This window comes from Phytobacter diazotrophicus (genome assembly GCF_052061655.1).
Classification (GTDB): domain Bacteria; phylum Pseudomonadota; class Gammaproteobacteria; order Enterobacterales; family Enterobacteriaceae; genus Phytobacter; species Phytobacter diazotrophicus.
The window spans coordinates 1,102,375-1,127,631 of sequence record NZ_CM125428.1; the positions used below are offsets into that span (position 1 = coordinate 1,102,375).

The window sequence follows — 25,257 nt, forward strand, 5'->3', positions numbered from 1 at the left end:
CGGGTCAGAATACACGCTGACAACCCTGCTTGAGCGGGAATTATTTTCATATTCCAGACTTGATGATTTGCCCTGGGAAATCCTCACTCAGGTATCACAAGGGGGCCACAATGGCTGTCGGTAATGAATGTGGCCAGCAATTCGGCGGGTTCACTCTTACAGACGTTTTCGGCAAAAAGGTGTAACGCGCCTGGCGGTTCGAACCATGTCTGTGCGGGTGAACGCCTTCATGCCACAGGCATACGGGCGTTATTCTGTGGCGCTGTTAACGCAGCGCCTTTTGTGCACGGGCCGCAGCAGCAACCTGGTCCAGCGCGGCAGAAAAGGTGCTTTGCTCGTCGGTACTGAACTGGCTCAGAAAAAGTTCTGCCACCGCACTTTCATAGACTTTCCACATCTTCTTGCGTAGCGCACGCCCTTCCTTAGTGATGGTGGCATACGCCGCACGGCCGTCCTCCGGCGAACGGGTGCGCTCGACCAGCCCTTCCTGTTCCAGGCGGTCTACCAGACGCGTGAGATTGTAGCGCTCTATCGCCAGCGCATCGGCCAGTTCATGCATCCGACGGGTGCCGCCTTGCCCACTTTCCAGCCCCCAAAGTACGTCGTACCAGGCATAGGCAGGCAGTTTCGCGGCTGCCAGACGGCTCTCCACTTCACGAATCATCAAGCGATGAGCGCGTACAAACGAAAACCAGAGATCCGTTTGATTCTTCTCCATGGCGGGCTCCTTTCATTTTTTTTAGTTGCAATTGCAATTATACCTGACTTAGCATTGCGAATGCCAGGATTGCATTTGCAATTCATAATTTGGGCGTAATGGTTGTACCACATTCGCTTGATATGTCCGCCTGTGAGCGTGCTTCAACTCGTTATTTTTTAAGGAGAACCACCATGAATTCACACCCTGAACTGGTCGATATTGACCCGCTGGAAACGCGAGAGTGGCTGGAGGCGCTGGAGGCAATCATGACGGTTGAAGGCCGTTCACGTGCGCACTACTTGCTTGACCGACTTACCGATTTCGATGCGACCCGGCACGGTGATTTCTATGGCCGCGTCACCACTCCCTATGTCAATACGATTGATAAAGACAGGCAACCCGCCTATCCCGGCAATCTCGACATTGAGCAGCGCTTAAATGCGTACATACGCTGGAATGCGATGGTCATGGTGCTGCGCGCCGGCAAGCACTCCAATGTTGGCGGACACATCGCTACTTACCAGTCCGCGGCGGTGCTTTATGACGTGGGATTTAACCACTTTTTCCGTGGTCGCACCGGGACCTTCGGCGGCGATATGATTTATATCCAGGGCCATTCCGCCCCCGGTATTTACGGGCGCGCCTATCTGGAAGGGCGCATCAGCGAATCACAACTGGACAATTTCCGTCGTGAAGCCGGGCGTGATGGCCTCTCTTCCTACCCACACCCCCGTTTGATGCCCGACTTCTGGCAATTCCCGACGGTATCTATGGGGCTTGGCCCGTTGACTGCGGTCTATCAGGCCCGGTTTATGCGTTATCTCGAATATCGTGGAATGCTGGAACATCAGGGGCGCAAAGTGTGGGCCTTCCTGGGCGATGGCGAAATGGATCAGCCTGAATCGCTGGCAGCTATCTCGGTTGCAGGGCGAGAACGGCTCGACAACGTTATCTTTGTCGTCAACTGTAATCTCCAGCGTCTTGACGGCCCGGTTCGGGGCAATAGCAAGATCGTTCAGGAACTTGAAGGGACCTTCAGGGCCGCAGGCTGGAATGTCATCAAGGTGTTGTGGGGCAGCGGCTGGGATGACCTGCTCAAGCGCGACACCAGCGGGCTGCTGCGCCAGCGCATGATGGAGTGTATCGATGGGGAATACCAGACCTTCAAGTCGCAAAACGGCGCCTATGTGCGCGAGCACTTCTTCGGTAAATATCCTGAGTTGCTGGCGCTGGTGGCGCACCTGTCAGACGATGAGATTTGGGCGCTGACACGTGGCGGCCATGATCCAGAAAAGGTCTATGCCGCCTACGCAGAAGCGGTCAGCACAGAAGGTCGCCCTACAGTCGTGCTGGCCAAGACGGTCAAGGGGTTCGGGATGGGTGAGGCTGGCGAAGGTCAGAATATCAACCATCAGTTGAAGAAAATGAGTGCGGATGCGGTGCGTGCCTTTCGCGATCGTTTTTCACTCCCGGTACGCGATGACCAGCTTGAAGAGATGCCTTACCTCAAGCCCGCACCCGACAGCGAAGAAGCCCGTTACTTCGCGCAACGCAGAGAGATGCTCGGCGGTTATATTCCATCGCGATCCCGACAGGTCGAGCCACTTGCGGTGCCGCCGCTCAGTACGTTCGATTCGCAGTTAAAAGGCAGTGGTGAGCGCGAAATTTCGACCACGATCTCCTTCGTGCGTATTCTGACCACGCTGCTCAAAGACCCTCATCTGGGCAAACTCGTCATCCCCATCGTGCCGGACGAATCGCGCACCTTTGGCATGGAAGGTCTGTTTCGCCAGATAGGCATCCACTCATTCCTGGGGCAACTTTATACCCCGCAGGATGCCGGACAACTGAGCTATTACAAAGAGGCGAAGGATGGTCAAATCCTGCAGGAAGGTATCAATGAATCCGGCGCAATGGCCTCGTGGATTGCGGCAGGGACGGCTTATAGCAACCACGGTCTGCCGACGATCCCTTTCTATATCTTCTATTCCATGTTCGGCTTGCAGCGCGTTGGTGATTTGGCCTGGGCCGCTGGTGATGCGCGCACGCGAGGCTTTCTGCTGGGGGCCACGTCAGGGCGCACCACGCTTATGGGGGAAGGTTTGCAGCACGATGATGGCCACAGCCATGTGCTGTCGTCAGTGATCCCCAATTGTATCTCGTATGACCCCACCTTTGCTTATGAACTGGCGGTTATCATTCAGGATGGCCTGCGACGCATGTACGCCGACCAGGAAGACATCTACTACTACATTACGCTGCTCAACGAGAACTATCCGAACCCTGCCATGCCGCAAGGCAGTGAGGATGGCATTCTCAAGGGACTCTATTTATTGCACGACGGCCAGAAACAGCAATCCGTGGCGGGGCAGAGCAGCGCGGCGCATCTGCAACTGCTGGGCAGCGGCGCGATCCTGCGTGAAGTGATTGCCGCCAGTGAGCTTCTGGCACAGGATTTCGGCGTTTCAAGTGATGTATGGAGTGCGACAAGCCTTACTGAACTGCGCCGGGACGGGCTTGCGACAGAACGCTGTAATATGCTCCATTCCGAACAGGAACCGCGCATCCCGTATGTTCAACAATGCTTGCAAGACCGGGCTGGCCCTGTCGTTGTGGCGACTGACTACATGAAGATTTTTGGCGACCAGATCCGTCCTTTTATTAACGACCGACGATTCATCAGCCTCGGTACGGATGGCTTCGGACGTTCAGATACGCGCCAGTCGCTGCGTGCATTCTTCGAAGTCGATCGCCATTTTATTGTTCTCGCCGCGATCAAAGTGCTGGCCGATGAAGGCCGTCTGCCTCGCCAGAAAATCCAGGACGCGCTCCTTCGTTACAACATTGATCCGGAAAAAATTGACCCAACAGCTATCCAGGTGCCTGGGCGATGAAGAGATACCGTTTATTGAGAACTATCGATTTTCCCTCAGATCTCAGACGCCTGAATCGTCGCGAATTACCGCAACTGAGCCAGGAGTTGCGTGCCTTCCTGCTCGATAGCCTTTCCCGCACGGGAGGGCATCTCTCTTCGAACCTGGGCGTGGTTGAACTGACTGTCGCTTTGCATTACGTGTTCGACACGCCTGACGACAGGATTGTCTGGGATGTCGGCCATCAGGCCTACCCACATAAGATCCTGACGGGGCGGAGAGAGCGGATGCGAACATTGCGACAGAGCGGTGGAATTTCAGGCTTTCCCGTGCGATCAGAATCACCGTACGACGCGTTTGGCACTGCGCATTCGAGCACGTCCATCTCCGCCGCACTGGGAATGGCTGTCGCCGCGAAACTGCAAAAAGTGAAACGGCATGCAATTGCCGTTATCGGTGATGGTGCGATGAGTGCGGGTATGGCATTTGAAGCCATGAACAACGTTGGCGTCGCGCAAAGCATGCCGTTCATCGTCGTTTTAAATGACAACGGAATGTCGATTTCGCCACCCGTCGGTGCCTTAAGTGCCTCTCTTTCCCGCCTCACCTCAGGCCGTGGCATTGCACGGCGATCGACAGAGGCCGAACACACAACGAGGCCGAATCTCCCTGATACCTTATTCGGGGAATTTGGGTTTCACTATGTCGGGCCAATAGACGGCCATGACCTGGATGCGCTGATTACCGTTTTAGAAGCGATAAAGCAGCAACCCGGCCCCCATTTTCTGCATGTCGTGACCAAAAAAGAGCAGGGGTATTTCTTCGCTGAACACGATCCCGTGCTTTATCACCAGATTAAGGGACCATTCAGTCTTGAAGAGGGTATAACGCCGTCGGCAGCGACAGCGAAGAAAACCTGGTCACAGGTTTTCGGAGAATGGCTGTGTGATGTCGCTGAGCTGGACTCGCGGGTGGTAGGTATTACGCCTGCGATGGGGGAGGGGTCAGGAATGGTGAGGTTCGCAGAAGCGTTCCCTGAACGGTACTTTGATGTGGGTATCGGAGAACAGCATGCTGTGACCTTCGCCGCAGGGCTTGCGGCGGACGGCCTTAAACCCGTTGTCGCTATCTATTCAACCTTTCTCCAGCGGGCCTATGACCAGCTTATCCACGACGTAGCGTTGCAGAATCTGCCTGTTGTCTTTGCTATTGACCGGGCAGGCGTGGTTGGTGCCGATGGCGCCACCCACCTGGGTAGCTACGACATCGCGTTCCTTCGCTGTATCCCCAACATGATCGTGATGGCAGCGTCCAATGAAAACGAGTGCCGTCAAATGTTTTACACCGCACTGCAACAAGCGTCGCCCACCGCGGTGCGCTATCCACGGGGAACCGGCACAGGTGTCGAAACGGTTAAACCGATGAGCGCAATTCCCATTGGCAAAGGGGAAATACTCCGGCATGTGTCGCAAACGTCGAAGATGCGCATCGCTATTCTCGCGTTTGGCGCCATGGTCGCACCGGCACTGGGGGCGGCCAGTTTACTCGACGCAACGCTGGCAAATATGCGTTTCATCAAGCCACTTGATAGCAATCTGATTTACCGCTTAGCCACAACGCATGATGCCATCGTGACGGTTGAGGAGGGGTGCGTAATGGGCGGCGCGGGTTCAGCGTGCGCAGAGGCGTTGTCGGCGCTGTGTGTGAACTTACCCATTTTACATCTGGGTTTGCCTGACCATCTTATTGACCATGGCGACCCGCTAACGCTACTGGCTGATTGCGGGCTCGATACACAGGGTATCGCTACAGCGATTCGAACGCGTTTTCAGCTTCCCTTACCTGAAACACAATGAAGCCCTTAGCCACCCCAGCGCACGCAGTCAGGGGAGGAGATTAAACGCTAAGCGGTGCAATAGCGCTTGACAGTGTTTCAGTAATCGCTAATCTCATTTGTGGGAATAAATTCTCTTATATGAGATATGTCATGAACAATGAAGATTACAGAGCACGCTTAGCCGCACGTCTGGCGGCGCTGCGCTTACAACATAACTGGTCGCTTGAGGAGCTTTCCGCTGCGTCAGGCATCAGCAGGGCATCTTTGTCACGCATTGAACGCAGTGAAGTCAGCCCGACAGCAGAGGTCCTCAACCAACTCTGTATTGTATACGGAATGACGATGTCCCGGCTTATTAGCGAGGTTGAACAGGCTGCGGATAATCTGTTCAGGGTTGACCAACAAACCCTGTGGCAGGATGAGCTTAATGGGTTTGAGCGACGCATGTTAATACCCCCTTCGAATCAATTCAGATGCGAGATGATTGAAGGAAAATTGCGTCCGGGTGCTTTCATTGAATATTCAAACCCTCCCGTTCAGGGGCTTGAACAATATATATGGTTATCTTCCGGTGAATTAACCATTGCGATGAACAGTGAACACTGGACCTTGAAAGAAGGTGACAGTTTACGTTTTCATTTATCAGGCTCTTCATCTTTTAGCGCGCATGAAAGCCTCGGTGCCCGTTACATTTTGGTGGTATGTAAATCATGATTGAATATGAAATTCTCAGTGCTACACAGGCGCATCAATGCTTACCGGAATTAGGTGACGTATTACAGGCTTGTGTAAAGGATGGGGCAAGCGTAGGTTTTACCGATCCCAACGATCGTCGGGCAATAGATAGCTTCTGGAAAGATAAAATTTATAGTCTTGCCAGTCACGACTGTGAGTTATTTATCGCCCGCGATAACGGGTTTTTAGCCGCAACCGTTATCATTAATTATTGCCGAACGCCTAATGGGCGTCATCGTGCTGAAATATCCAAACTGCTCGTTCACCCGCAGGCGCGTCGTCAGGGGATTGCCAGAGAGTTAATGAATCGGGCAGAGGCTATGGCCTGGGAAAAAGAGATTTCATTGCTCGTTCTTGATACACGCAGTGGCGATGTCGCCAGTGATTTATATCTTTCCCTGGGCTGGCAGATAGCCGGGACAATCCCCTGTTATGCAAGGTCTATCGATAATACGCTTCATACCACAACGTTTATGTACAAAATTAATAATCCAGATAGCTGATTACCGCTAAAAATAAAAGCCGTGGGCAATGACACTGTCTGTATCAGCAGGCGGGCATCATTGCTCGCTCGCGGAATGCCTTGCGCCATTGCGTGGGCGTCGTTTTAAATCGCCGTCTGAAATGATGGCGCAGCGTTTCAGGTGAGCCGAACCCGGCCTGCTCTGCAACATGATCGATGCTTATCCTTTCGCTTTCAAGAAGAGTACAGGCTTTTTCAAGACGAACGCTGAGCATCCACTCTCCCGGTGAGGTGCCGGTGGCTTCATAAAATCGACGTATAAAAGTTCGACGGCTCATGCCCACTTTACGAGCCAGTTGCTCAATCACCATGGGCGTATTGAGGTGATTGCGTAAATCGTCCAGCAATGGCGCGAGGCTTTTGGTCTGACGTTGCGGGACGGGTTGTTGGATTAACTGCGCCTGGCTGCCTTCCCGCAGGGGCGGGGTAATCATTCGGCGCGCACACCGATTGGCAACTTCAATACCGTAATCGCGCCGGATAAGGTGCAGACATAAATCGACACCCGCAGCGCCGCCCGCCGAGGTGACAATACTGCCTTCATCAACATAGATCATGCTATGTTCCACCTGCACTTCAGGAAACCTCTGCGCAAGAATTTCTGTGCTGTTCCAGTGGGCAGTCGCGCGTTTGCCGTTCAGTAATCCCGTCTCTGCGAGTATAAAACTCCCGGCACAAATCGCGACAAGCCGTGTGCCTTTCTGGTGGGCCTTTTGTAATGCCGCGATAAGCTTTTCCGGGGCCGATTCATAGACGTTGCGCCAGCCGGGAATGACAATGGTTCCGGCATCTTCCAGCAGCTCCAGTCCGCCATCAACCACCATTCGAACACCTCCCTGCGCGCCAAAAGCACCGTCTTCTAACGACGCCACACGCAGGTCATAAAGGGGGTGACCCAGCACCTCATCAACGCGTCCAAACGCTTCGGTGGCAATACCAAATTCAAAAGTACAGAGGCATTCATATGCCAGCAGCACCATGCGTCGGTTTTTAAGCGTAAAAGAAGGGCGGTGAAGGGGGGAGGCGATCTGCATAGAAACCTTGTTGCTGAAAATGGCACGATCTTGACGATAACTGACACGGGCATGGATTTCTACTGCCACGTAAATCTTTCATGCTGGCGCCCTGTTAACGTTTCACAGGAACTGAGTATGAAGAACATCTTAGCGCTGATGGCGGTGTGTCTGGCCGCATTAATGTCGGGACTGGAAATATCCAGTGTTCCGGTTATTTTGCCGGTGTTGGAAAAGCAGATGCAGGCCAATTTTCGCGAGCTGCAGTGGATCATGAATGCCTATACCCTCTCATGTACGGCGGTATTAATGGCGACCGGAACATTAGCGGATAGATATGGGCGTAAACGCATTTTTATTATCAGCATCATTGGCTTTGGCCTGACCTCGGTAATATGCGGCATGGCTGAGAGCGCATTCTGGCTTATCGTTGGGCGTTTCTTGCAAGGATTAAGCGGCGGCGCGATGTTAACCAGCCTGATCGCCATACTGTCGTTCCAGTTTCCACAAGGAAAAGCACGTAGCCGGGCGTTTGCCGCCTGGGGGATCACCTTTGGATTTGGGCTTGGATTCGGCCCCATTATTGGCGGGATGTTAGTGGCGTGGTTTAGCTGGCAATGGGTGTTTTTGGTGCATGGTGTTATTGCTTTGCTCACCCTGGTTCTGGCGCTGAACAACGTCGTGGAATCACGTGATAACACGACAAAAAAACTCGATGTTGCTGGTTTAATTACCCTGACGATGAGCGTTGTTGGCGTCACCTGGCTTATTACTCAGGGCGGGAGTATCGGCTGGAGTAGCCTGGAAGTGCGATTAATTTTTCTTGCGACCTTAATCAGTTCTGCACTCTTTGTCATTATTGAGACACGGCATTCACACCCCATGTTTGATTTCTCTGTGTTTCGCATAAGGCCTTTTTCCGGTGCGCTTATGGGGGCGATTGGCATGAATTTCAGCTTCTGGCCGCTGATGATTTATCTGCCGGTTTATTATCAAAGTGGGCTTGGGTACAGCAGTATGGCAACCGGCATGGCGCTTCTGGCCTACACCCTGCCGACATTATTAATGCCGCCAGTGGGGGAAAAATTAGCGCTGCGATTCAACGCTTCGCGCGTCATTCCGCTGGGGCTATTTTGTATAGGCCTGGGGTTTGCGCTGATGGCGCTGGCAGTCACATATCAGCTCAGTTTGCTGCCTGGAGCGCTGCTCTCAGGGATCGCTTTGGGATTGACCAATACGCCTGTCACTAACGCCACCACGGGATCCGTCGAGCCTGACCGCGTTGGCATGGCATCCGGGATTGATATCAGCGCGCGCTTCATCACGCTTTCCATCAATATTGCCCTCATGGGAAGCCTTCTGGTCTCCGGTATAGCCGAAAGTTTGCAAAACCATATGAACACCGTGAGCGACAAGTCTGTACTGGCAGAACGCATAGCCGGTGGGGCTGAGGTTTCGCTGAGCCGCGATATCATTACAGCGGTGCTTACCGAAGGCTTTTCCGGCGTGCTGATATACGGAGCCGTGGGGGTAGGTTGCCTGTCTCTGGCGAGCTATTTACTGTTTAACCTGAAAACGAAGGCGGCGTGTGGACGAGTAACCTCATGCCCTGATTAAGCAAGTGTAGCCCCGGATAAGGCGCCTGCATCGCCATCCGGGAAAACCATGATGGTAATACCGTAACAGGCAACACCGACACTGCCAGCTTATTCCACCTTTACCGACTACCGTCTATCCGCGCGGGTGGAGGGTTGGCAGTAATTTTAATGTAATATTTCACGGCTACAGACCGCGAAACACCACGCGGATCGCCGGTAAAAGGCACTTTCACAAAGGGTGACGGGGGGATTTCAACCCGCCATGTTGTCTCACCAATAAAGCTGAATTCAACGGCATTCGGCGCTATATGCAGGTTTGCAAACGATCCTGTCAGGTACGCGCCACCCAGCGTCAGTATCTCTTTCACCCCATCATCCAGATCAATCAGCGCAATATTAAGCATTTCCTCGAAGGGCGTATCATCAGTAAGGAATAACAACAGCCGTTTGTCATCCACCTGAACAGCAGCCTCCAGTATCTGAACCGGAACGGTAATACCTGTCCTGTTTTTAGCAATCAGCACCTCGTATTTCCCCATCGCTGTCGTGGTGGGTTCTTCTCTGATTTGAAGCGTAACGTTATCGAGCTGCCTGAACATCATTAATCCTGGTATCCGCTTATTTCCCGTGCTGCTATTGTGCTGCCAGCATATACGCCTGTCGCATCACTATACAAATCCGAAGCCGCATTGACATTACTGTGCGTCTGGAGATTCTCAACGCGTGGCAACGACACGACAACTCAGAAATAAATACGACAGCGTCTCACCAGCTCCATTACCCATGCTAAGTATTAATGTGTTGAGCAATGAAGCACGATGGCAATATATCGCGAACGTTTCTGTGCATGAACGAAACCATGAATAAACGATGACTGCGTACATCCTCTGTTCTCCTGGCCGGTCGTTCAATTACGTTATTTCACTCGATGGCTAAGAGAATGCTTAATTGTGAGCAGTGTCGCAAAAAAATGTGGCAAGGTATTCAAAACCCCAGGAGTCATCTGGCGTTCTCGCTTTTAGAGGTGAAAAGCGCTGAAATAAAATGTCGGTTTTGCCAGGTGCGTTCATCTGCCGAAGGTATTACTGGCGAATTACCAGTCAACATCGGGGTTGTGCGGCTTGTATAAGTCCTTTGTTCTAATGATCACACTAGTAAAAAAACATAATTACTTAATCCAAAAACGTAATGGATTTTGCGGGCTTACCTGTGTCAGAAAGTATTCCTCATTTATAAAATAAACCGGAGATGTGATTAAAATGAGTGAAAACTTAATACACAATCGACATGATGAGTATCATAAGTTAACTCGTGTGGAACGCATTGGTTATGGGATGGGCGACTTTGCCCAAAACCTTGTTTTTGGTACGATAGGTGGTTTCCTTGCTCTTCACATGCTCACTGTGAATACGATCAGTACAGCAACTGCAGGGTTTATATTTCTTTTTGTCCGTATCATCAATGTCATTTGGGACCCGATGGTAGGAACGTATGTTGACAAAAGAAGTTCAAAAGCTGGTAAATATCGCCCCTGGCTTTTAAGAGCAGGTATTCCTCTCGTTATTCTTTCTGCTTTACTCTTTGCCCCCATTCCTGGGGTGAGAGGTTCAGTTCCCTTTGCTTTTATTATTTACCTTGCCCTGGATTTAGTCTATTCCGTTGTAAATATTCCTTATGGTTCTCTTAATGCTTCATTAACAAGGGATCCTGAATCAATTGATAAGCTTACAAGTACACGAATGATGCTGGCCAACAGTGCCAATTTGCTTGTCTACACGCTGTTCCCCATGTTTGTGCAAATGGCTGCGCCAAAAGATAGAAGCCTCAAGGATACGGGTTTTTTTGGTCTGCATCTCAACCTGGGAAATTATACCGATCCTTCTGCTAACTACGCCTGGTTTGGTGTTTACTCTATTTATATGGTTATTGGAGCCGTTGCGCTCTTCCTCTGCTATAAATTAACCAAAGAACGCGTCGTCGCTACCGAAGAACAAACAGCTAACGTAAAAACGACAGACCTCTTCCTTGAACTCAAAAATAACCGACCGCTTGTTATTCTCGGATTGTTTTTCATGCTGGCCTTTACCTTCATGTTTGTCATGAACACGGCTAATGGCTTTTTCAATCAGTTTGTTGTCGGCCACTCAGAATGGATGGGGGCTGTAGGTCTGGTAGCCTCAATTCCTGGTATCTTATTCCCGGTGTTTTGGCCAAAGCTTAAGAAGATTTTCGGTAAAAAAGGTTTTTTCCATCTTTTCCTTGGCATGTTTATTGTCGGTGAATTTCTCACTTACATTTGGTCACTCGACGGAATGCATGATGCCCTCTGGCTTGCGTACATCGCCACCTTTATTAAACAATGGGGCTTAACATCGGCTACTGGCTTTATGTGGGCGCTTGTTCCGGAAGTGATTGCCTATGGCGAATTGAAATCAGGCAAGCGAAATGCCGCAATCATTAACGCGATTATGGGTATTTTCTTCAAGATAGGTTTTACGATTGGCGGTGCGCTTCCTCTGTGGTTACTGGCCGGTTATGGCTTTAACGAAACCAGTGTATATCAACATGCCAATGCTATCGCCGGAATAAATATGACGGCTATCTGGATCCCGGTGGTGTTAGCCATTATGTCGATGGTTGCTATTCACTTCTATCCAATTTCAGATGACAATGTCAATGATATCAACCGTCAGCTTGATGAAATTCGCGTATAGTTAAAAAATTAAAAATGATAATAAATACAAAATGAATAATTTAAAAAGGTAAATGATATGTCGGTTATTCAAAACCCTATATTACCTGGATTTAATCCAGACCCGAGTATTATCCGTGTAGACGACACGTATTATATTGCTAATTCCACATTTGAGTGGTTCCCTGGCGTTCGTTTACATGAGTCAAAAGACCTGGAACACTGGAATCTTCTGCCGTCGCCATTATCAACAACCGCGCTGTTAGATATGAAAGGCAATCCTTCCTCTGGTGGGATTTGGGCTCCGGATCTCTCTTATGCTGACGGCAAATTCTGGTTAGTGTATACGGATGTCAAAGTCACAGAAGGTGCCTTTAAAGACATGACAAACTACCTGACCACCGCAACCGACATTCGTGGGCCCTGGACAGATCCCATTAAGCTTAATGGCGTCGGTTTTGACGCTTCACTTTTCCATGACGACGATGGCCGTAAATATTTAGTTCAACAAACCTGGGACCATCGGGAATACCATCACCCCTTTGACGGTATCACGTTGACTGAGTTTGATAGCAACACCCTAAAATTGAAACCAGAAACCGCGCGTACCCTTTATCGGGGCACTGCCGTTGCACTTGTTGAAGGGCCGCATCTCTACAAAATAAACGGATATTATTATCTCTTTGCCGCTCAGGGAGGCACCGTTTTCACCCACCAGGAGGTGGTTGCGCGTTCGAAAACCCTGGATGCCAATAGTTTTGAAACAGAGCCCGGCGATGTTTTCTTAACGAACGTCGATACCCCGGACAGCTACATCCAAAAACAGGGGCATGGCGCGTTGGTTTCGACGCCCAAAGGTGAATGGTATTACGCTTCGCTCTGCGCTCGTCCATGGAATCGTGCCGGTGAGTCCGCCTATGATCCTCGCGGTTGGTCAACCCTGGGCCGGGAAACGTCTATTCAGAAAGTATTTTGGGATGAAGAGGGCTGGCCGCGTATCGAAGGCGGCCACGGGGGGAAAACCTTTGTTGAAGGCCCCGTCGATGCCATTTACACCGAAAGCGCAAAAGACCATAGCCAGTATGACGAGTTTAAAACCGCAACGCTCGATCCCAACTGGAATACGCTCCGTGTCCCGTTCAGCGAAAAAATGGGCACCACGGGTAATGGGAAATTAACCTTAGTCGGGCAAGGTTCGTTAGCAAATACCCATGACCTCTCGCTTATTGCCCGACGCTGGCAGGCTTTTTATTTTGATGCTCAAGTTAAAGTAAAATTTAACCCGTTTAATTATCAACAAATGGCAGGGTTAACGAATTACTATAATGATCGTCACTGGAGCTTTGTTTTCATCACCTGGAATGAAATTAATGGATCAGTGATCGAAATAGGTGAGAATAATCGCGGGAAATATACCTCGTATCTGAAAGATGAGGCCATCAAGATCCCGGAAGGCGTTGAGTATGTCTGGTTCCGCACCAAAGTGCGTAAGCAAAGTTATACCTATGAATATAGTTTTGATGGGGTGAAATTCACTGAAATCCCGGTCAAACTGGATGCCGCCATTCTCTCTGATGATTATGTTCTGCAAAGTTATGGTGGATTCTTTACCGGGGCGTTCGTTGGTCTGGCGGTAGTGGATTACTCTGGCTATGGCGCCAGCGCAGAGTTTTACCATTTCGCTTATCAGGAACTGGGTGATTCGTTAGTTGCAAACGACACTTATAGCTGGAAGGGGAGTGAATCACGCTTTAGTTAACGGCTAAACGCAGATTCAGTTAAATCCCGAGAGTATTACTGCAAGGCAAAAAACGTTAGCGATGACCGTAAAAGGATTACTGGCCAGTAGGGGGCCGGTAATCCTTTTTTATCAGGTAAACGACTCGCTTATCGCTAATACAACATTGTGTGGATGATGCTGCGCACCGCGATCCCGACAATCACACCGGGGATAACATAGCGGAAAAGCCTGACAAATCGGCTGGCGATCCCAAGGTAAATCCCGATACCTGGCAGGTCGAAGGTCTGGATCAGAAAGCCCGCCGAGGCGTTCATCTGTTCTGGCGTCACCAGCCCTTTTCGCAGAAGCTCTGACATCACCCCGAAGTAGGCTGTTCCACCCGCCAGACACTTGGTCAGCGTTGGCAGCACATACACCTCGGGAAGGCTGAAATAGGCCATCAGCGGCGAGAGTAGCCGGGTCAGAATGTCTATCGCTCCCGCTTCTTTTAGTATGCCGACGATGGTCAGCGAAAGAAGCAACATGGGTAGCGAACCCAGCGCCAGGCGTATTGCATCTGCCCCCGCGCCATTAATGATACCGATCAGACTGGACGATGACTTATCGTTAAACGCTTCGGCAGGTGCCGCGTTCTGAACGGTGCCGGAAAGTTTTTTCCCGAACAGATGATAAGTGACCGCAGCGGCGACCAGACCACCAAAAATCGAAATGATGATGGCGTTTCCCCAGTGCAGCCCGTAAGGGATTAACGGGTAGAAGACATTGCCCTGGCCCATCGCAAATAACATTGCCAGCGCGGCGGCAAGCTGGCGCTCTGAGGTGCCTCTTTTTTCCATAATGGCCAGAGCGGCAATGGGGGCGGCAAAGCTGACGAAATTGAGTTGTATCAGGGCAAAGATGGCGATCCCGGAAATACCAAAGGGTTTGAGCACTGGCGCGGTCAGCCGAACAACGGCATCGACAACGCCTTTTGCTTCCAGGTATTTCATCACAATGAGCATGACAACCATGACGGGAATAAGCGTGTAAAGCGCAACATCAACAGACGCCTTTCCTGCTGACATAATGACATCAATAATATTCATTAAGCTATCCAGTGAAGATCCACGCAAGGCAATCTACACCTCCGCGACAGTAAGTAAAATCCATGTCGTGCTTTTATAATTTAGTCGGATGGAAGTGACGCTTTGTTGGCTGACGGACATAAGGAGAACGTCTGACGCATTGGGGAATATCATGCCAAATGCAGTAAATCCTCAGCGCATTATTTTTATTATCCCGCTTAGTTTAAGATTTTTATCGTTCAATCTCCTTTAGTGTACTACGTTCAATAATGTCACTGTGGTGAGGAGAGCGGATGAAACCATTATCTCTATTGATGTTAACAAGCCTGGCGTTAGCGGGATGTGGGGCGAATAATTCGCCGCCCAAAACCCCCGTTCCCGGCGAAAAAACCTCTGCCCAAATGCGCACCCTCGAAACCGGTGCGCAAGTAATTCAATCCCGCCCACCAGTCGATGCGATAAGCGCCTACCTCGACGGGTTCCATTTCTATAACGGCGATAAAAATGGTCAGATGGAAGCCCATCATTATGTGACGGTACTCAATGACGATGTCATGCAGGCCGTGATTTATGACAGCAACACCAAAGATGCCCGGCTGATGGGCGTTGAGTACATCATTAGCGAACGTTTATTTAAGACCCTGCCGCCAGAAGAAAAAAAGCTTTGGCATAGCCACCAGTATGAAGTGAAGTCCGGGAGTCTCATTGCCCCTGGTTTACCGGCAGTGGCGGATAAGTCACTGATGAAAAAGATTGTGAATACGTACGGGAAAACCTGGCACACCTGGCATACCGATCGTGACAAGACCCTGCCGCTGGGTATTCCGGCACTAATGATGGGTTTTACCGGGGAAGGGCAGCTTGATCCCCGGCTATTGGCCGACAGAGATCGTCGGTTTAATGTGCAAACGCAGGCTATCAAAGGTGAGCGTGAAGATCTGGTGGCCCATCCTGTCGTTGACGGCGCTAACGCATGGCAACGCGGTGAGGTGATTCAACTCAAGCGGACAACCGGCGGCGGTGAGCATGCACAGGGCGAAACCGCGCATTTTGGCGCATCCGAGCAAACCCGGCAGGTAAAGTGACGATGATCCGGAGGTCTAATGAAAATTCACCACCTCAACTGTGGTTGCATGTGCCCGTTTGGCGGCGCGTTTTATGATGGATTCAGTAAAGGGCTTCACGCGCATCTGGTCTGCCACTGTTTGCTGATTGAAACGGAGCGGGACGGGCTGATTCTGGTGGATACGGGGTTCGGTCGTGACGATATACGCCACCCCGGTCAGCGTTTGTCTGGCTTTTTCCGCCTGATGAATAATATCCAACGGCGGCAAGAGCTGACGGCGCTTGCACGTATAGAAGCGCTCGGGTTTAACGCGGCGGATGTGCGGCATATTATTCTGACACATCTTGATTTTGACCATGCGGGTGGGCTTACCGACTTTCCTCACGCCCGGATTCATCTGTTGCAACAAGAGATAGATACCGCGCATCAGCGCTACAGTTGGCTTGCGCGTGAACGCTATCGACCCGGACAGTGGGGCGGTACTTCCGGCTGGATTGGCTACCAGCCAAAAGGGGAGAACTGGTATGGCTTTGAGGCGGTGACCGCGCTTGAAGGATTGCTGCCAGACATCCTGCTGGTTCCGCTGGCGGGTCATACGCTGGGACATGCGGGTATTGCCATTCGCCAGCCGCAGGGCTGGCTGCTACATGGTGGCGATGCATGGTTTTATCGTGGCGAAATGCGACAACCAACGCGCCACTGTACGCCGGGCCTGCGTTTTTATCAGTGGATGATGGCAATGGATAATGATGCCAGACGCCATAACCAGCAGCGGCTTCGGGCGCTTTCCTGCCGCCACGGCGATGAAATTACCTTTTTCTGTAGCCATGATGAGCAAGAGTTGCAGACGTTAGCTGCCCCCGGACGCTAAGCGCGTCGGTGTTATCGCGACCCGTTTCAGGTCGCGATAACCGCATGAGTGGGCGTTTAAATCAGGTTGAAACGCTTATCCGGTACAGGCAATGGCGGCAGCGGGCTTTGCCCGGTGATATCCATCAGATTGCGTTCTATCGTGGTGCAGATGGCGTTCAGCGCCAGGTTATTGGGGTTTGTGCCAAACGGATGCTCCATCTCTTCGGCAATCGAATCCCATGACAGGAAAGCGTAAGAGATAAACGCTGAAACAAACGGTGTCATCAGGTGAAGGTCGGACACCAGCGCCAGCGGCAGAAGGGTACAAAACAGATAGACCGTACGCTGCAAAATCAAGGCATAAGCAAAGGGAACCGGCGTGTTGGCGATACGCTCGCAGCCCCCCAGGCAACGCGACAGCTCGTTAAGATTCTCATCAATATTCTGCCAGACAAAATCATTAATCTTGCCTTCCCGGCGCAGGCTGGCGTACTCCTTGCCAATAAAAATCAGGATGCGATGACAGGCCGAAGTACTTTTCATCACCTCGGCCGCTACGTCCGCAGGCAGCAAACGTTGCATATCCCGCGTGGCATCTTGTTGGCGAAGCTGGTGGTTCAGACACCAACTGAACGCGGTCAGGTAGTGGGAAAGCTTCTGCTGGATCGCCGTATCGTCAGGCAGGGCGCTGATGGTCTGTCGCATCAGGCTGCGGGAGGTGATCGTCACCGAACCCCAGATCATTCTCGCTTCGGTGTAACGGCTGTAACTGGCGTTGTTGCGAAAGCCAAGAAATATAGCAATGGCGATACCCAGCAGGCTAAACGGGGCAACGGTCAGGTGAATGTTCAGATTCTCGTAGTACGGCCAGGCAATGATCGCCACGATAGACATGAACAGGTTCAGTCCCAGCCGGAAGATAATCATCGACAGCACGGAGCCATGCCAGTTAAAGAGCCGCACAAACCAGCTCTGGGGCGGACGTATGATCATACGGATTCCTTTACGGTCTTTTGTTTTATTGTTTGCAGGTGGCCGGTGTTAATCCAGCGCGAGAATTGTAGCCTGATCGGATTTTCCCGCAAGCTGATGCGAAAGGAGGAGGTATAACGCAGGGCTTAGTAAGGCATCATGCACCCGCAGACCGGGTGCGACACGATCGCCCGGAGGAGTTATGGCTGTCGGAACCGGTAGCCGATGCCGCGCACGTTGAGCAGCACCTCTGTGATTCCGGCGGATTCGAGTTTCTTGCGCAGATTATAAATATGGGTATCCACGACACGCTCAAGAGCATCGCTTTCCGGAAGGCACTGTTCCAGTAATGAGAGGCGCGACCAGGCGCGAACGGGTGAGCGCATAAGCAGGGTTAATAATGAAAATTCGGTGGGCGTTAGCTCAAGTAAAACCGGTTTTTGATGGTCGACCGTTACCGTGGCGGTCATTGCTGTGGTGTCGACTTCCAGACCTTGCCAGCGCAGGATCTCTTGCGATTCAGCCTGATGATGGCAGCGTCTCAATACAGCCTGGACTCGCACAACCACCTCTTTGGGATCGTAGGGTTTGACGATGTAATCATCCGCACCGTAGCGCAGGGCGCCAATTTTATCGGGAAGATCGCCCATCGCCGAAATCATAATCACAGGCGTAAGCCCGTCGCGACGCACTGCGGCCAGCACCTCGCTGCCGTTCATCGACGGCAGCATGATATCAAGCAGAATAAGATCCGGTTTCCACTGCCGGGCCATATCAAGCCCGATGCGTCCGTCGCCGCAAATCGCAATCTCGAAATTTTCCCGCTTAAGGTAGGCCTCAAGAACGCCCGCCGCATCGGCATCATCTTCAATTATCAGCACCCGACGTTGACTCATCGTCTCTTCCTGTCGCACAGAACGTATTAAGCATGATGATACCCTGGGCAACGGCTTTGCGATATCGGGTGTGGCGGCGGTTTACTTAGCGGAAATCCTTAAGTTTTTTCAATTGCCGCCCCAGACCGTCGAAATTATTCTCCCTCAGCCAGGCTTTGATCGGGACCTCTAAATCTTGCCATTCGCTGGCGGTGATTGAAAACAGCGCGAGGTCTTCCGAATGGCCTTTGGTCACTTTTTTGTCCCGCAATATCCCTTCTTTGCGAAAGCCGAAGCGCTCAGCGGCTTTAATCGCCCCGTCATTGAAAATGTTTGTACGCCATTCACATCTGCGGTAGTGGAGCGCATCAATAAAATAAGCCAACACTAAATAGATCGCTTCGGTGCTGATGCGTGTTTTTTTTAACGCTGGCGTCCAGTTGATATCCGTAAGCTCGAACGTGCCGTGTATTGGATTAATCCTTGTGATGCAGAAAATGCCTTTCACGGTATCGTCATTTTTATCAATAACCGACATGTGCATGCCATTTTTTGCGCCGATAAGCTCGCGAAAATAGTTATAACACGCCTCTTTGGTAGCGGGGCGTTTTCCTGGTAAATAGGTCCAGTCACGATCATCATCAATACTTTGCCAGGCATGAAATAAATCTTCTGCATGATCGACAGATAACGGTGTAACCATGCAATAATTTCCGCTAAGGGAGAATTTTTCAGGGGTGCTTCTGGGCGTCCAGTCTTGCATTTCCTGCCCCAGGCACTGGCCGTAGCTATTTCTATATTGCATAACACTCCCCCTTAAATGAATGTAATTCTGACTGAATTAAAGGCCATTGCATCGTAATGCTAATTATATCAACGGTTGCTTTTTGATAATACGATCATGATCGTGTTTCCCGGTAATAAAATAACTTCACGGCGTAATGCGTAATTATTAAGCGGGCGTTTATTTCGTGCTCGTGGTATTTTTTTTATCGACCATAAGATAAATTTCCGTAATAAAGATATGAAAAACCATACGATTGAATATTTTCTTAGGAGTTAGTTTTAACACTATTATTGTGCCAGTGTAGTGCTTGTTAACAATACCGGAAAGGGGAGGCAGAAGAGTGACCTCAGCGGCTTTCACCGCCGGGATCGAACAATATATTACTGACTGGTTAAATTCTGGCATTCCGCGGCGGCATACTGCGCGGCGCTGAGCGGCACATTATCCAATGCCTTTTTAATGGCGGAAGAGGAGGAGAACTGGTTTACCGCGTCCCTTTGCATGATCTCAAAACTTTTTTGAATATTCGCGGTGATGTCGTCGCAATTTGCCCCCTGATTCAGGCCGCCAATCACCACGTTATTGAGGCGCTCGGACATTTCGGCCCCCATTTTTTGGCCCATTTTTGCCGGGTCTGCTTTGCCTTCTTCCGGCATGGTGCCAGTAAGTAGCGCAGACTTATACAGCGCCTGGCCCAGGGTAACTTTCGCTGCCGCGACTGTCTCTTCGTTCGATGTTGATGCCAGCGCGGATGTTGACGCTGCAAGCAAAAATAAGGTGCTAATGACTGCCAGTCTCATTGAGAAGCTCTTTGTTTATTACAGGTATCGCCCAACTTAGCCCTGCGCCGGAAAAGGCGGCAACTGGCGGAAGGTGTTAACCAGGCCTTCCGACCAGGCTTTGCGGATACCGGTAAAATAGGGATCGTTTTCCGTGATGCGTCGCTGTTCGCTGGCATCATAGGTATTCGCGCGATAAATCATGACATCCAGCGGCATACCGACGGACAGATTACTGCGTAACGTCGAATCGATGGAGATCAAGGCGCAGCACATAGCGTGCTCCAGAGGGGTATCGACCGTCAACACCCTGTCGATAATCGGCTTGCCGTATTTGCTCTCGCCAATCTGAAAGTAGGGAGTGTCATTCGTCGCTTCAATGAAATTACCTTCGGGATAGATATGAAACAGGCGCGGGACCTCGTTGCCAATCTGCCCACCGAGCAGCATATTGCAGCCAAAATTGGTACTGCTGTTTTGCTGCGCCGCGCTGTCGCGGTGAATCACTTCGCGCACGGTCTCCCCGATCAGCGTGGCGGCGTCATACATCGTCCCCATCTGCATCAGGTTTGGCGTATGCTGGCCCTGTATCCGTTCGTTAAGCAGGCTGACAATGCTCTGTGTTGTGGCCAGGTTCCCCGCCGACTGGATCACCAGCACCCGTTCCCCCTCCTTGCTGAACACATGGAGTTTTTTAAACGTTGCGATGTGGTCGACACCCGCATTGGTGCGGGAATCGGAAGCAAAAACCAGCCCGTCGGAAAGACGCATGGCCACACAGTAAGTCATTAAAATACCTTTATTGATTCATTGTTGCTGCTGCATCTGATGTTGTCGCTCAAACAGACTTACCTCAGCAGCGGAAAACATCTCTTCACAGCCGCCGCCAAAGCGGCTACCCCGCACCGGGCAGGCATCCAGATAATCCATTCCGATCGCCAGGCGAAGATGTTGGTTCAGATCACGCGTGTTATTGGTGATATCAAAACTTTGCCAGCGGCCATCAAGCCAGGCCTCTGCCCAGGCATGCATCGCCACATGCTCGGTATCCCGGCTATAAACATAACCACTGACGTAGCGCGCCGGAATGCGCAGGCTACGACAGCAGGCCAGGAAAACGTGCGTATGATCCTGGCACACCCCTTTTCCTTTGGCAAAAGCGACGGCGGCGGTGTCGTGGACCTGGGTGGCGCCGGGCGTATAAGGCATTTTCAGGCGTAATTCCGCCATCAATTCTCCCAGGCTGCCAACCGCATCCTCTTCACGGTAATAACGCCGGGCAAATTCGCGGATCGGCGAGTCCGGGTCGGTTAACGGGGTTGTGCGCAGGAACACCAGCGGAGAGAGTGACTCACTGATCTCTTCCTCTTCTTCTGCATTATCGGCGATCTCAACCACACCTTGAGCATGAATGATTATCTCTTGATGAGGGTGATCGAGGGTTAAGACATGCATCAGATTCCCGTATGCATCGGTCGTCGCTACCGCCGAGGCGGGCAACAGCAGGTTCCATTCCTTAATATACTGGCGACCAGAGGTTTGCGGCGTCAGACGCAGATACTGCGTACTGAACTTCACCTCTTCATCGTAGTGATAATGCGTCAGGTGATTAATGGTCAGTTTCATAACGCCTCCAGATAGGTCTGGCGGATACTGTCGGCCAGCTCGTTAATTTTGGTAAGAAAACGGTTTAACCACTCCTGAAGGTCGTCGGCCAGGGCATCATCAAGGGAGCCAAAACGTAGCTCCACATGCAACTGATGGGCAAGACGCAGCGGAACGCGCGCCCGCTCGCTGCCAATCATCTCCAGTTGTTGGACCAGGTCGCCGACGCAGGCATGCAGCGAGCGCGGTACGTCATTGCGAAACACCAGTAATTCGGTGACGGTTTCCCGGCTGATTGGCTGGCGATAAATACTGTGGTAGGCCTCCCGGGCGCTCACCGCACGCAATAACGTATCAAGACGGTAATATTCGCGTACCGGATCCGGGTCATTGCTGAGTTGCTGATCTTTTAGCGCCAGCAACTGGGCGGTGGCGAACGCACGCTCAATCAGGGTACCGATACGGATAAAACACTGGGCGTCGTTACGCAGCAGGGTGCCGAACATGGCACCACGGAACAGATGCGCACGCTCTTTCACCCAGTCAAAAAAGGCGTCGATGCCAATTTTATCCACCCCGGTCTGGCGCAGATTGCGGATATCGATACGCGTGGTATTGATGCACTCCCACACTTCCGATGAAAGACTGCCGCGCACGGCATGGGCGTTGTTCCATGCCATTTCTATACAACTGTAGATACTGCTCGGGTTCTGCCCATCAAGGGCAAAGAAATTCAGCAGATTATTCATACTGAACCGGGCATAACGCTCCTGAAACAGCTCATGCCCGAACGTCAGATTGAGCGGCAGGGCTAAATCATGCTGTTGCTGGCTGTGGCGCGGCATCATTGATAATTTGTAGGTCACGTCAAGGACGCGGGCAAAGCTCTCTGCCCGTTCCAGATAACGGGCCATCCAGTACAGTTCGCTGGCGGTGCGGCTTAACATTATTCATCCTCCTCCATCACCCAGGTGTCTTTCGTGCCACCCCCTTGCGAGGAGTTCACCACCAGCGATCCTTCGGTCAGCGCCACGCGGGTCAGCCCGCCAGGCACCAGCCTGATCTCTTCGCCGTACAGCGCAAACGGACGCAGGTCAATGTGGCGTGGAGCCAGCCCTTCCTCGACAAAGGTCGGGCAGGTAGAGAGCGCCAGCGTGTTTTGTGCAATATAGTTGCCGGGGTTTGCCAGCAGCCGCTGACGGAACGCATCGATCTGCGCCCGGGTCGAGCGGGGGCCGACCAGCATGCCGTACCCGCCTGCGCCGTGGACCTCTTTCACCACCATCTCATCCAGATGGGCCAGCACGTAACTCAGGTCTTCGGCTTTACGGCACTGCCAGGTGGGGATATTGCCGAGGATAGGCTCCTCAGAAAGATAAAAGCGGATCATGTCCGGCACGTATGGATAGATGGATTTGTCATCCGCCACGCCGGTGCCAATCGCATTGGCCAGCACCACGCCACCTGAACGATAGACCGACAACAGGCCCGGTACACCCAACATTGAATCTGAGCGAAACGCCAGTGGGTCGAGGAAGGCATCGTCAATACGGCGATAGATAACATCGACCCGGCACGGGCCTTCGGTGGTGCGCATATAGACGCCGCCTTCTTTGACGAACAGGTCGGCGCTTTCTACCAGCTCTACCCCCATTTGCTGGGCAAGAAAACTGTGTTCAAAGTAGGCACTGTTAAAGCGACCAGGCGTCAGTACCACCACGCAGGGGTCATCAACGTACGTGCTTTCACGCAGGGTTTGCAGCAGATAACTGGGGTAACGTTCAACCGGCGCGATATGCGAACTGGCAAACAGATCCGGATACAGGCGCATCATCATCTTGCGGTTTTCCAGCATATAAGAGACGCCGGATGGGGTGCGCAGATTATCCTCCAGCACGTAGTACCCGCCGTCACTGTCGCGGACCATGTCAATGCCGGTGATATGGGCATAAATATTATTGTGCAGATCGACGCCCTGCATACAGGGCTGATATTGCTCATTAGCAAGCACTTGCTCACGGGGGACAATACCGGCATTGAGAATATGCTGGTGGTGGTAGATGTCGTACAAGAAGGCGTTGAGCGCTTTTACCCGCTGGCGTATTCCTGCATCAAGCATCCGCCATTCGTGGGCCGGAATGATACGCGGCACGCTGTCGAATGGAATTAAACGCTCTGTTCCTCCTTCTTCACCGTAAACATTAAACGTAATGCCGACGCGGTGAAACAGCAGCTCTGCCTGCTCTTTCTTCTGGTGAATGGCATGCTGGTCAGTTTGCTGTAACCAGTGCCACCAGGCGTCATAATGCTGGCGCTGCTGACCTTCTGCGGTGAGCATTTCATCGTAGTAAGGCGCGCTCGGAAGCGTCATTTTTATCATTGTCATCCCCTGCATTCCGCTTGATGAAGATAGAGTTAAAATGCAGAAAACATGCCAGCGCACCAAAAGCGCGGCTTATCACGCTATGGCGAGGCGGGGTGCACCGTTATGAGGAGCCGCAGGCGTAAAAACGCACCACGATGACGTTCAGACGGCAGAAAAAGGGGAAAGTTGGTGCAAGTGTAAAGACGGCTGCACCAGCCGGAAAAGCGGTAATAAGTGTTCGCCTGTTCCCTTTAAAGGGGTAAAATAAATGCATCTTTAAAGGGGGCTATGATGACGGGAAAACGCATTCGCCGCGAAAAACTGACCATTCGCTCTATGATTGCGCTTTACCAGCAGCGCTGTCCGCAGGCGCTGGCGGATGATGCGCACTATCAGGCATTGAATGATTACGCGGATAAACGGCTGGATAAATGTGTGTTTGGCGAAGAGAAACCGGCCTGCAAACAATGCCCTGTGCACTGTTACCAGCCAGCTAAACGTGAAGAGATGAAGCAGATTATGCGCTGGGCCGGGCCGAGGATGCTGTGGCGACACCCTGTGTTGACTATCCGTCATCTGATTGATGACAAACGTCCTGTTCCCGAACTGCCGGAAAAATACCGCCCTAAAAAATAACGCCGTGGCGGGCACGGCGTTATCTATTCTCAGGCGCGAGTGGCTATAAGAATGGACGATGCTTTAATCAGGGCAATGACGCGTTTTCCCGGTGTCAGTTGCAACGCCTCGCTGCTTTCGTTGGTCACTATTGCCACTATTTCAAAACCAGCATCAGTGGCGACATGTACGGTTGCGTTTACCGCCCCTTCGGTCACGGCGCTTACCGCTCCGGCAAACTGATTACGGGCGGAGAATTTCAGGCCGCAGTCCTCGGTTGCCAGCGTAACCCACGGCGCTTTAATCAGTGCGATGGCTTCTTTTCCGGGGTTCAAACCCAGTGCTTCCTTACTGCTGGATGTGACGACAGCGACAAGCTTCGCGCCTCCGGCGAGGGTTAATTCCACTTCATCGTTTACGGCACCGTGCGCGGTTGCGCTGACTTTACCGACAAGTTGGTTACGAGCTGAAACGGCCATGTTGCCTCCTGGATAATGAGAAAGAGTAAGTTATCTCAGGTCATTGCCTGTTTATCCATACCCATTTTCTTATCATGGGTATAGCT

23 protein-coding genes are annotated in these 25,257 nt (G+C 51.7%); 10 read left to right on the forward strand and 13 right to left on the reverse strand.

All coding sequences use genetic code 11. The features are described from left to right. Nucleotides 1-265 precede the first annotated feature (265 nt). Nucleotides 266-718, reverse strand: a complete 453-nt coding sequence (locus ACS0RQ_RS05315; RefSeq protein ID WP_271850041.1) for a MarR family winged helix-turn-helix transcriptional regulator — start codon at nt 716-718, stop codon at nt 266-268. 173 nt (nt 719-891) lie between these two features. Here ACS0RQ_RS05315 and aceE point away from each other — a divergent pair, with 173 nt between their 5' ends. From aceE to ACS0RQ_RS05335, 4 genes are all read left to right on the forward strand, one after another. Next, a complete protein-coding gene (aceE, locus tag ACS0RQ_RS05320) occupies nt 892-3,594 on the forward strand; it encodes a pyruvate dehydrogenase (acetyl-transferring), homodimeric type (RefSeq protein WP_334633380.1) in 2,703 nt (900 codons plus the stop codon). Then, nucleotides 3,591-5,429, forward strand: coding sequence for a 1-deoxy-D-xylulose-5-phosphate synthase (dxs, locus tag ACS0RQ_RS05325; RefSeq protein ID WP_271850039.1), 1,839 nt, complete (start codon nt 3,591-3,593; stop codon nt 5,427-5,429). Before aceE ends, dxs begins: the two co-directional genes overlap by 4 nt. A gap of 131 nt (nt 5,430-5,560) precedes the next feature. Beyond that, complete coding sequence (locus ACS0RQ_RS05330) at nt 5,561-6,124, forward strand: helix-turn-helix domain-containing protein (RefSeq protein ID WP_271850038.1); 564 nt, start codon at nt 5,561-5,563, stop codon at nt 6,122-6,124. Next, nucleotides 6,121-6,648, forward strand: coding sequence for a GNAT family N-acetyltransferase (locus ACS0RQ_RS05335; RefSeq protein ID WP_271850037.1), 528 nt, complete (start codon nt 6,121-6,123; stop codon nt 6,646-6,648). The genes ACS0RQ_RS05330 and ACS0RQ_RS05335 overlap by 4 nt, the downstream gene beginning before the upstream one ends. A 43-nt stretch (nt 6,649-6,691) precedes the next feature. On the opposite strand, the gene ACS0RQ_RS05340 is transcribed toward ACS0RQ_RS05335, so the two are convergent. After that, nucleotides 6,692-7,702, reverse strand: a complete 1,011-nt coding sequence (locus ACS0RQ_RS05340; RefSeq protein ID WP_271850075.1) for a helix-turn-helix domain-containing protein — start codon at nt 7,700-7,702, stop codon at nt 6,692-6,694. A gap of 117 nt (nt 7,703-7,819) precedes the next feature. Here ACS0RQ_RS05340 and ACS0RQ_RS05345 point away from each other — a divergent pair, with 117 nt between their 5' ends. Continuing rightward, nucleotides 7,820-9,298, forward strand: coding sequence for an MFS transporter (locus ACS0RQ_RS05345; RefSeq protein WP_271850036.1), 1,479 nt, complete (start codon nt 7,820-7,822; stop codon nt 9,296-9,298). A gap of 100 nt (nt 9,299-9,398) precedes the next feature. Here the strand turns inward: ACS0RQ_RS05345 and ACS0RQ_RS05350 are convergent, their stop codons facing one another. Next, entirely contained in the window at nt 9,399-9,881 is a 483-nt protein-coding gene (locus ACS0RQ_RS05350; RefSeq protein ID WP_271850035.1) for a hypothetical protein, read from the reverse strand. A gap of 672 nt (nt 9,882-10,553) precedes the next feature. Here ACS0RQ_RS05350 and ACS0RQ_RS05355 point away from each other — a divergent pair. Then, the gene (locus tag ACS0RQ_RS05355; RefSeq protein WP_162303324.1) at nt 10,554-11,993 is read left to right on the forward strand and encodes an MFS transporter; all 1,440 of its coding nucleotides are present in this window, start codon (nt 10,554-10,556) and stop codon (nt 11,991-11,993) included. Nucleotides 11,994-12,050: 57 nt separating this feature from the next. Continuing rightward, on the forward strand, nt 12,051-13,730 hold the full coding sequence (locus tag ACS0RQ_RS05360; RefSeq protein WP_271850034.1) for a glycoside hydrolase family 43 protein: 1,680 nt from the start codon (nt 12,051-12,053) through the stop codon (nt 13,728-13,730). 134 nt (nt 13,731-13,864) lie between these two features. Here ACS0RQ_RS05360 and ACS0RQ_RS05365 read toward each other — a convergent pair whose 3' ends face one another. After that, complete coding sequence (locus tag ACS0RQ_RS05365) at nt 13,865-14,797, reverse strand: nucleoside recognition domain-containing protein (RefSeq protein ID WP_271850033.1); 933 nt, start codon at nt 14,795-14,797, stop codon at nt 13,865-13,867. 272 nt (nt 14,798-15,069) lie between these two features. Between ACS0RQ_RS05365 and ACS0RQ_RS05370 the strand changes: the two genes are divergently transcribed. Together ACS0RQ_RS05370 and ACS0RQ_RS05375 are read left to right on the forward strand one after the other, a co-directional pair. Beyond that, nucleotides 15,070-15,861 (forward strand): OBAP family protein, encoded by a 792-nt coding sequence (locus ACS0RQ_RS05370; protein ID WP_271850032.1) that lies wholly within the window; start codon nt 15,070-15,072, stop codon nt 15,859-15,861. A gap of 18 nt (nt 15,862-15,879) precedes the next feature. After that, nucleotides 15,880-16,713, forward strand: a complete 834-nt coding sequence (locus ACS0RQ_RS05375) for an MBL fold metallo-hydrolase (RefSeq protein ID WP_271850031.1) — start codon at nt 15,880-15,882, stop codon at nt 16,711-16,713. Between the two features lie 56 nt (nt 16,714-16,769). On the opposite strand, the gene ACS0RQ_RS05380 is transcribed toward ACS0RQ_RS05375, so the two are convergent. The 8 genes from ACS0RQ_RS05380 to ACS0RQ_RS05415 form a co-directional block, all read right to left on the reverse strand. Then, nucleotides 16,770-17,687 carry a bestrophin family protein gene (locus tag ACS0RQ_RS05380; protein ID WP_271850030.1) on the reverse strand — a complete coding sequence of 306 codons (918 nt, stop codon included), beginning with the start codon at nt 17,685-17,687 and terminating at the stop codon, nt 16,770-16,772. 179 nt (nt 17,688-17,866) lie between these two features. Beyond that, nucleotides 17,867-18,562, reverse strand: coding sequence for a response regulator (locus ACS0RQ_RS05385; RefSeq protein WP_271850029.1), 696 nt, complete (start codon nt 18,560-18,562; stop codon nt 17,867-17,869). 85 nt (nt 18,563-18,647) lie between these two features. Then, nucleotides 18,648-19,304, reverse strand: coding sequence for a GNAT family N-acetyltransferase (locus ACS0RQ_RS05390; RefSeq protein ID WP_271850028.1), 657 nt, complete (start codon nt 19,302-19,304; stop codon nt 18,648-18,650). Nucleotides 19,305-19,708: 404 nt separating this feature from the next. After that, nucleotides 19,709-20,128, reverse strand: coding sequence for a hypothetical protein (locus ACS0RQ_RS05395; RefSeq protein ID WP_271850027.1), 420 nt, complete (start codon nt 20,126-20,128; stop codon nt 19,709-19,711). A 36-nt stretch (nt 20,129-20,164) separates the two neighbouring features. After that, on the reverse strand, nt 20,165-20,896 hold the full coding sequence (locus ACS0RQ_RS05400; protein WP_271850026.1) for a proteasome-type protease: 732 nt from the start codon (nt 20,894-20,896) through the stop codon (nt 20,165-20,167). 18 nt (nt 20,897-20,914) lie between these two features. After that, entirely contained in the window at nt 20,915-21,733 is an 819-nt protein-coding gene (locus ACS0RQ_RS05405) for a transglutaminase family protein (RefSeq protein WP_039077655.1), read from the reverse strand. Then, nucleotides 21,730-22,659, reverse strand: a complete 930-nt coding sequence (locus ACS0RQ_RS05410) for an alpha-E domain-containing protein (RefSeq protein WP_039077654.1) — start codon at nt 22,657-22,659, stop codon at nt 21,730-21,732. Before ACS0RQ_RS05410 ends, ACS0RQ_RS05405 begins: the two co-directional genes overlap by 4 nt. After that, nucleotides 22,659-24,092, reverse strand: a complete 1,434-nt coding sequence (locus tag ACS0RQ_RS05415) for a circularly permuted type 2 ATP-grasp protein (protein ID WP_039077653.1) — start codon at nt 24,090-24,092, stop codon at nt 22,659-22,661. The genes ACS0RQ_RS05410 and ACS0RQ_RS05415 overlap by 1 nt, the downstream gene beginning before the upstream one ends. A 276-nt stretch (nt 24,093-24,368) precedes the next feature. Here ACS0RQ_RS05415 and ACS0RQ_RS05420 point away from each other — a divergent pair, with 276 nt between their 5' ends. Further along, the gene (locus ACS0RQ_RS05420; RefSeq protein WP_079497795.1) at nt 24,369-24,713 is read left to right on the forward strand and encodes a nitrous oxide-stimulated promoter family protein; all 345 of its coding nucleotides are present in this window, start codon (nt 24,369-24,371) and stop codon (nt 24,711-24,713) included. Nucleotides 24,714-24,742: 29 nt separating this feature from the next. On the opposite strand, the gene ACS0RQ_RS05425 is transcribed toward ACS0RQ_RS05420, so the two are convergent. Continuing rightward, nucleotides 24,743-25,171 carry a TOBE domain-containing protein gene (locus ACS0RQ_RS05425; protein WP_271850025.1) on the reverse strand — a complete coding sequence of 143 codons (429 nt, stop codon included), beginning with the start codon at nt 25,169-25,171 and terminating at the stop codon, nt 24,743-24,745. Between the last annotated feature and the right edge of the window lie 86 nt (nt 25,172-25,257).

Coding starts and splice junctions, on each gene's coding strand:
- ACS0RQ_RS05410 (WP_039077654.1), bottom strand. CDS start 22,659: ATGTTAAGCCGCACCGCCAGCGAACTGTACTGGATGGCCCGTTATCTG.
- ACS0RQ_RS05375 (WP_271850031.1), top strand. CDS start 15,880: ATGAAAATTCACCACCTCAACTGTGGTTGCATGTGCCCGTTTGGCGGC.
- ACS0RQ_RS05395 (WP_271850027.1), bottom strand. CDS start 20,128: ATGAGACTGGCAGTCATTAGCACCTTATTTTTGCTTGCAGCGTCAACA.
- ACS0RQ_RS05385 (WP_271850029.1), bottom strand. CDS start 18,562: ATGAGTCAACGTCGGGTGCTGATAATTGAAGATGATGCCGATGCGGCG.
- ACS0RQ_RS05345 (WP_271850036.1), top strand. CDS start 7,820: ATGAAGAACATCTTAGCGCTGATGGCGGTGTGTCTGGCCGCATTAATG.
- ACS0RQ_RS05425 (WP_271850025.1), bottom strand. CDS start 25,171: ATGGCCGTTTCAGCTCGTAACCAACTTGTCGGTAAAGTCAGCGCAACC.
- ACS0RQ_RS05330 (WP_271850038.1), top strand. CDS start 5,561: ATGAACAATGAAGATTACAGAGCACGCTTAGCCGCACGTCTGGCGGCG.
- ACS0RQ_RS05340 (WP_271850075.1), bottom strand. CDS start 7,702: ATGCAGATCGCCTCCCCCCTTCACCGCCCTTCTTTTACGCTTAAAAAC.
- aceE (WP_334633380.1), top strand. CDS start 892: ATGAATTCACACCCTGAACTGGTCGATATTGACCCGCTGGAAACGCGA.
- ACS0RQ_RS05420 (WP_079497795.1), top strand. CDS start 24,369: ATGACGGGAAAACGCATTCGCCGCGAAAAACTGACCATTCGCTCTATG.
- dxs (WP_271850039.1), top strand. CDS start 3,591: ATGAAGAGATACCGTTTATTGAGAACTATCGATTTTCCCTCAGATCTC.
- ACS0RQ_RS05390 (WP_271850028.1), bottom strand. CDS start 19,304: ATGCAAGACTGGACGCCCAGAAGCACCCCTGAAAAATTCTCCCTTAGC.
- ACS0RQ_RS05380 (WP_271850030.1), bottom strand. CDS start 17,687: ATGATCATACGTCCGCCCCAGAGCTGGTTTGTGCGGCTCTTTAACTGG.
- ACS0RQ_RS05405 (WP_039077655.1), bottom strand. CDS start 21,733: ATGAAACTGACCATTAATCACCTGACGCATTATCACTACGATGAAGAG.
- ACS0RQ_RS05315 (WP_271850041.1), bottom strand. CDS start 718: ATGGAGAAGAATCAAACGGATCTCTGGTTTTCGTTTGTACGCGCTCAT.
- ACS0RQ_RS05360 (WP_271850034.1), top strand. CDS start 12,051: ATGTCGGTTATTCAAAACCCTATATTACCTGGATTTAATCCAGACCCG.
- ACS0RQ_RS05415 (WP_039077653.1), bottom strand. CDS start 24,092: ATGATAAAAATGACGCTTCCGAGCGCGCCTTACTACGATGAAATGCTC.
- ACS0RQ_RS05370 (WP_271850032.1), top strand. CDS start 15,070: ATGAAACCATTATCTCTATTGATGTTAACAAGCCTGGCGTTAGCGGGA.
- ACS0RQ_RS05335 (WP_271850037.1), top strand. CDS start 6,121: ATGATTGAATATGAAATTCTCAGTGCTACACAGGCGCATCAATGCTTA.
- ACS0RQ_RS05365 (WP_271850033.1), bottom strand. CDS start 14,797: ATGAATATTATTGATGTCATTATGTCAGCAGGAAAGGCGTCTGTTGAT.
- ACS0RQ_RS05400 (WP_271850026.1), bottom strand. CDS start 20,896: ATGACTTACTGTGTGGCCATGCGTCTTTCCGACGGGCTGGTTTTTGCT.
- ACS0RQ_RS05350 (WP_271850035.1), bottom strand. CDS start 9,881: ATGATGTTCAGGCAGCTCGATAACGTTACGCTTCAAATCAGAGAAGAA.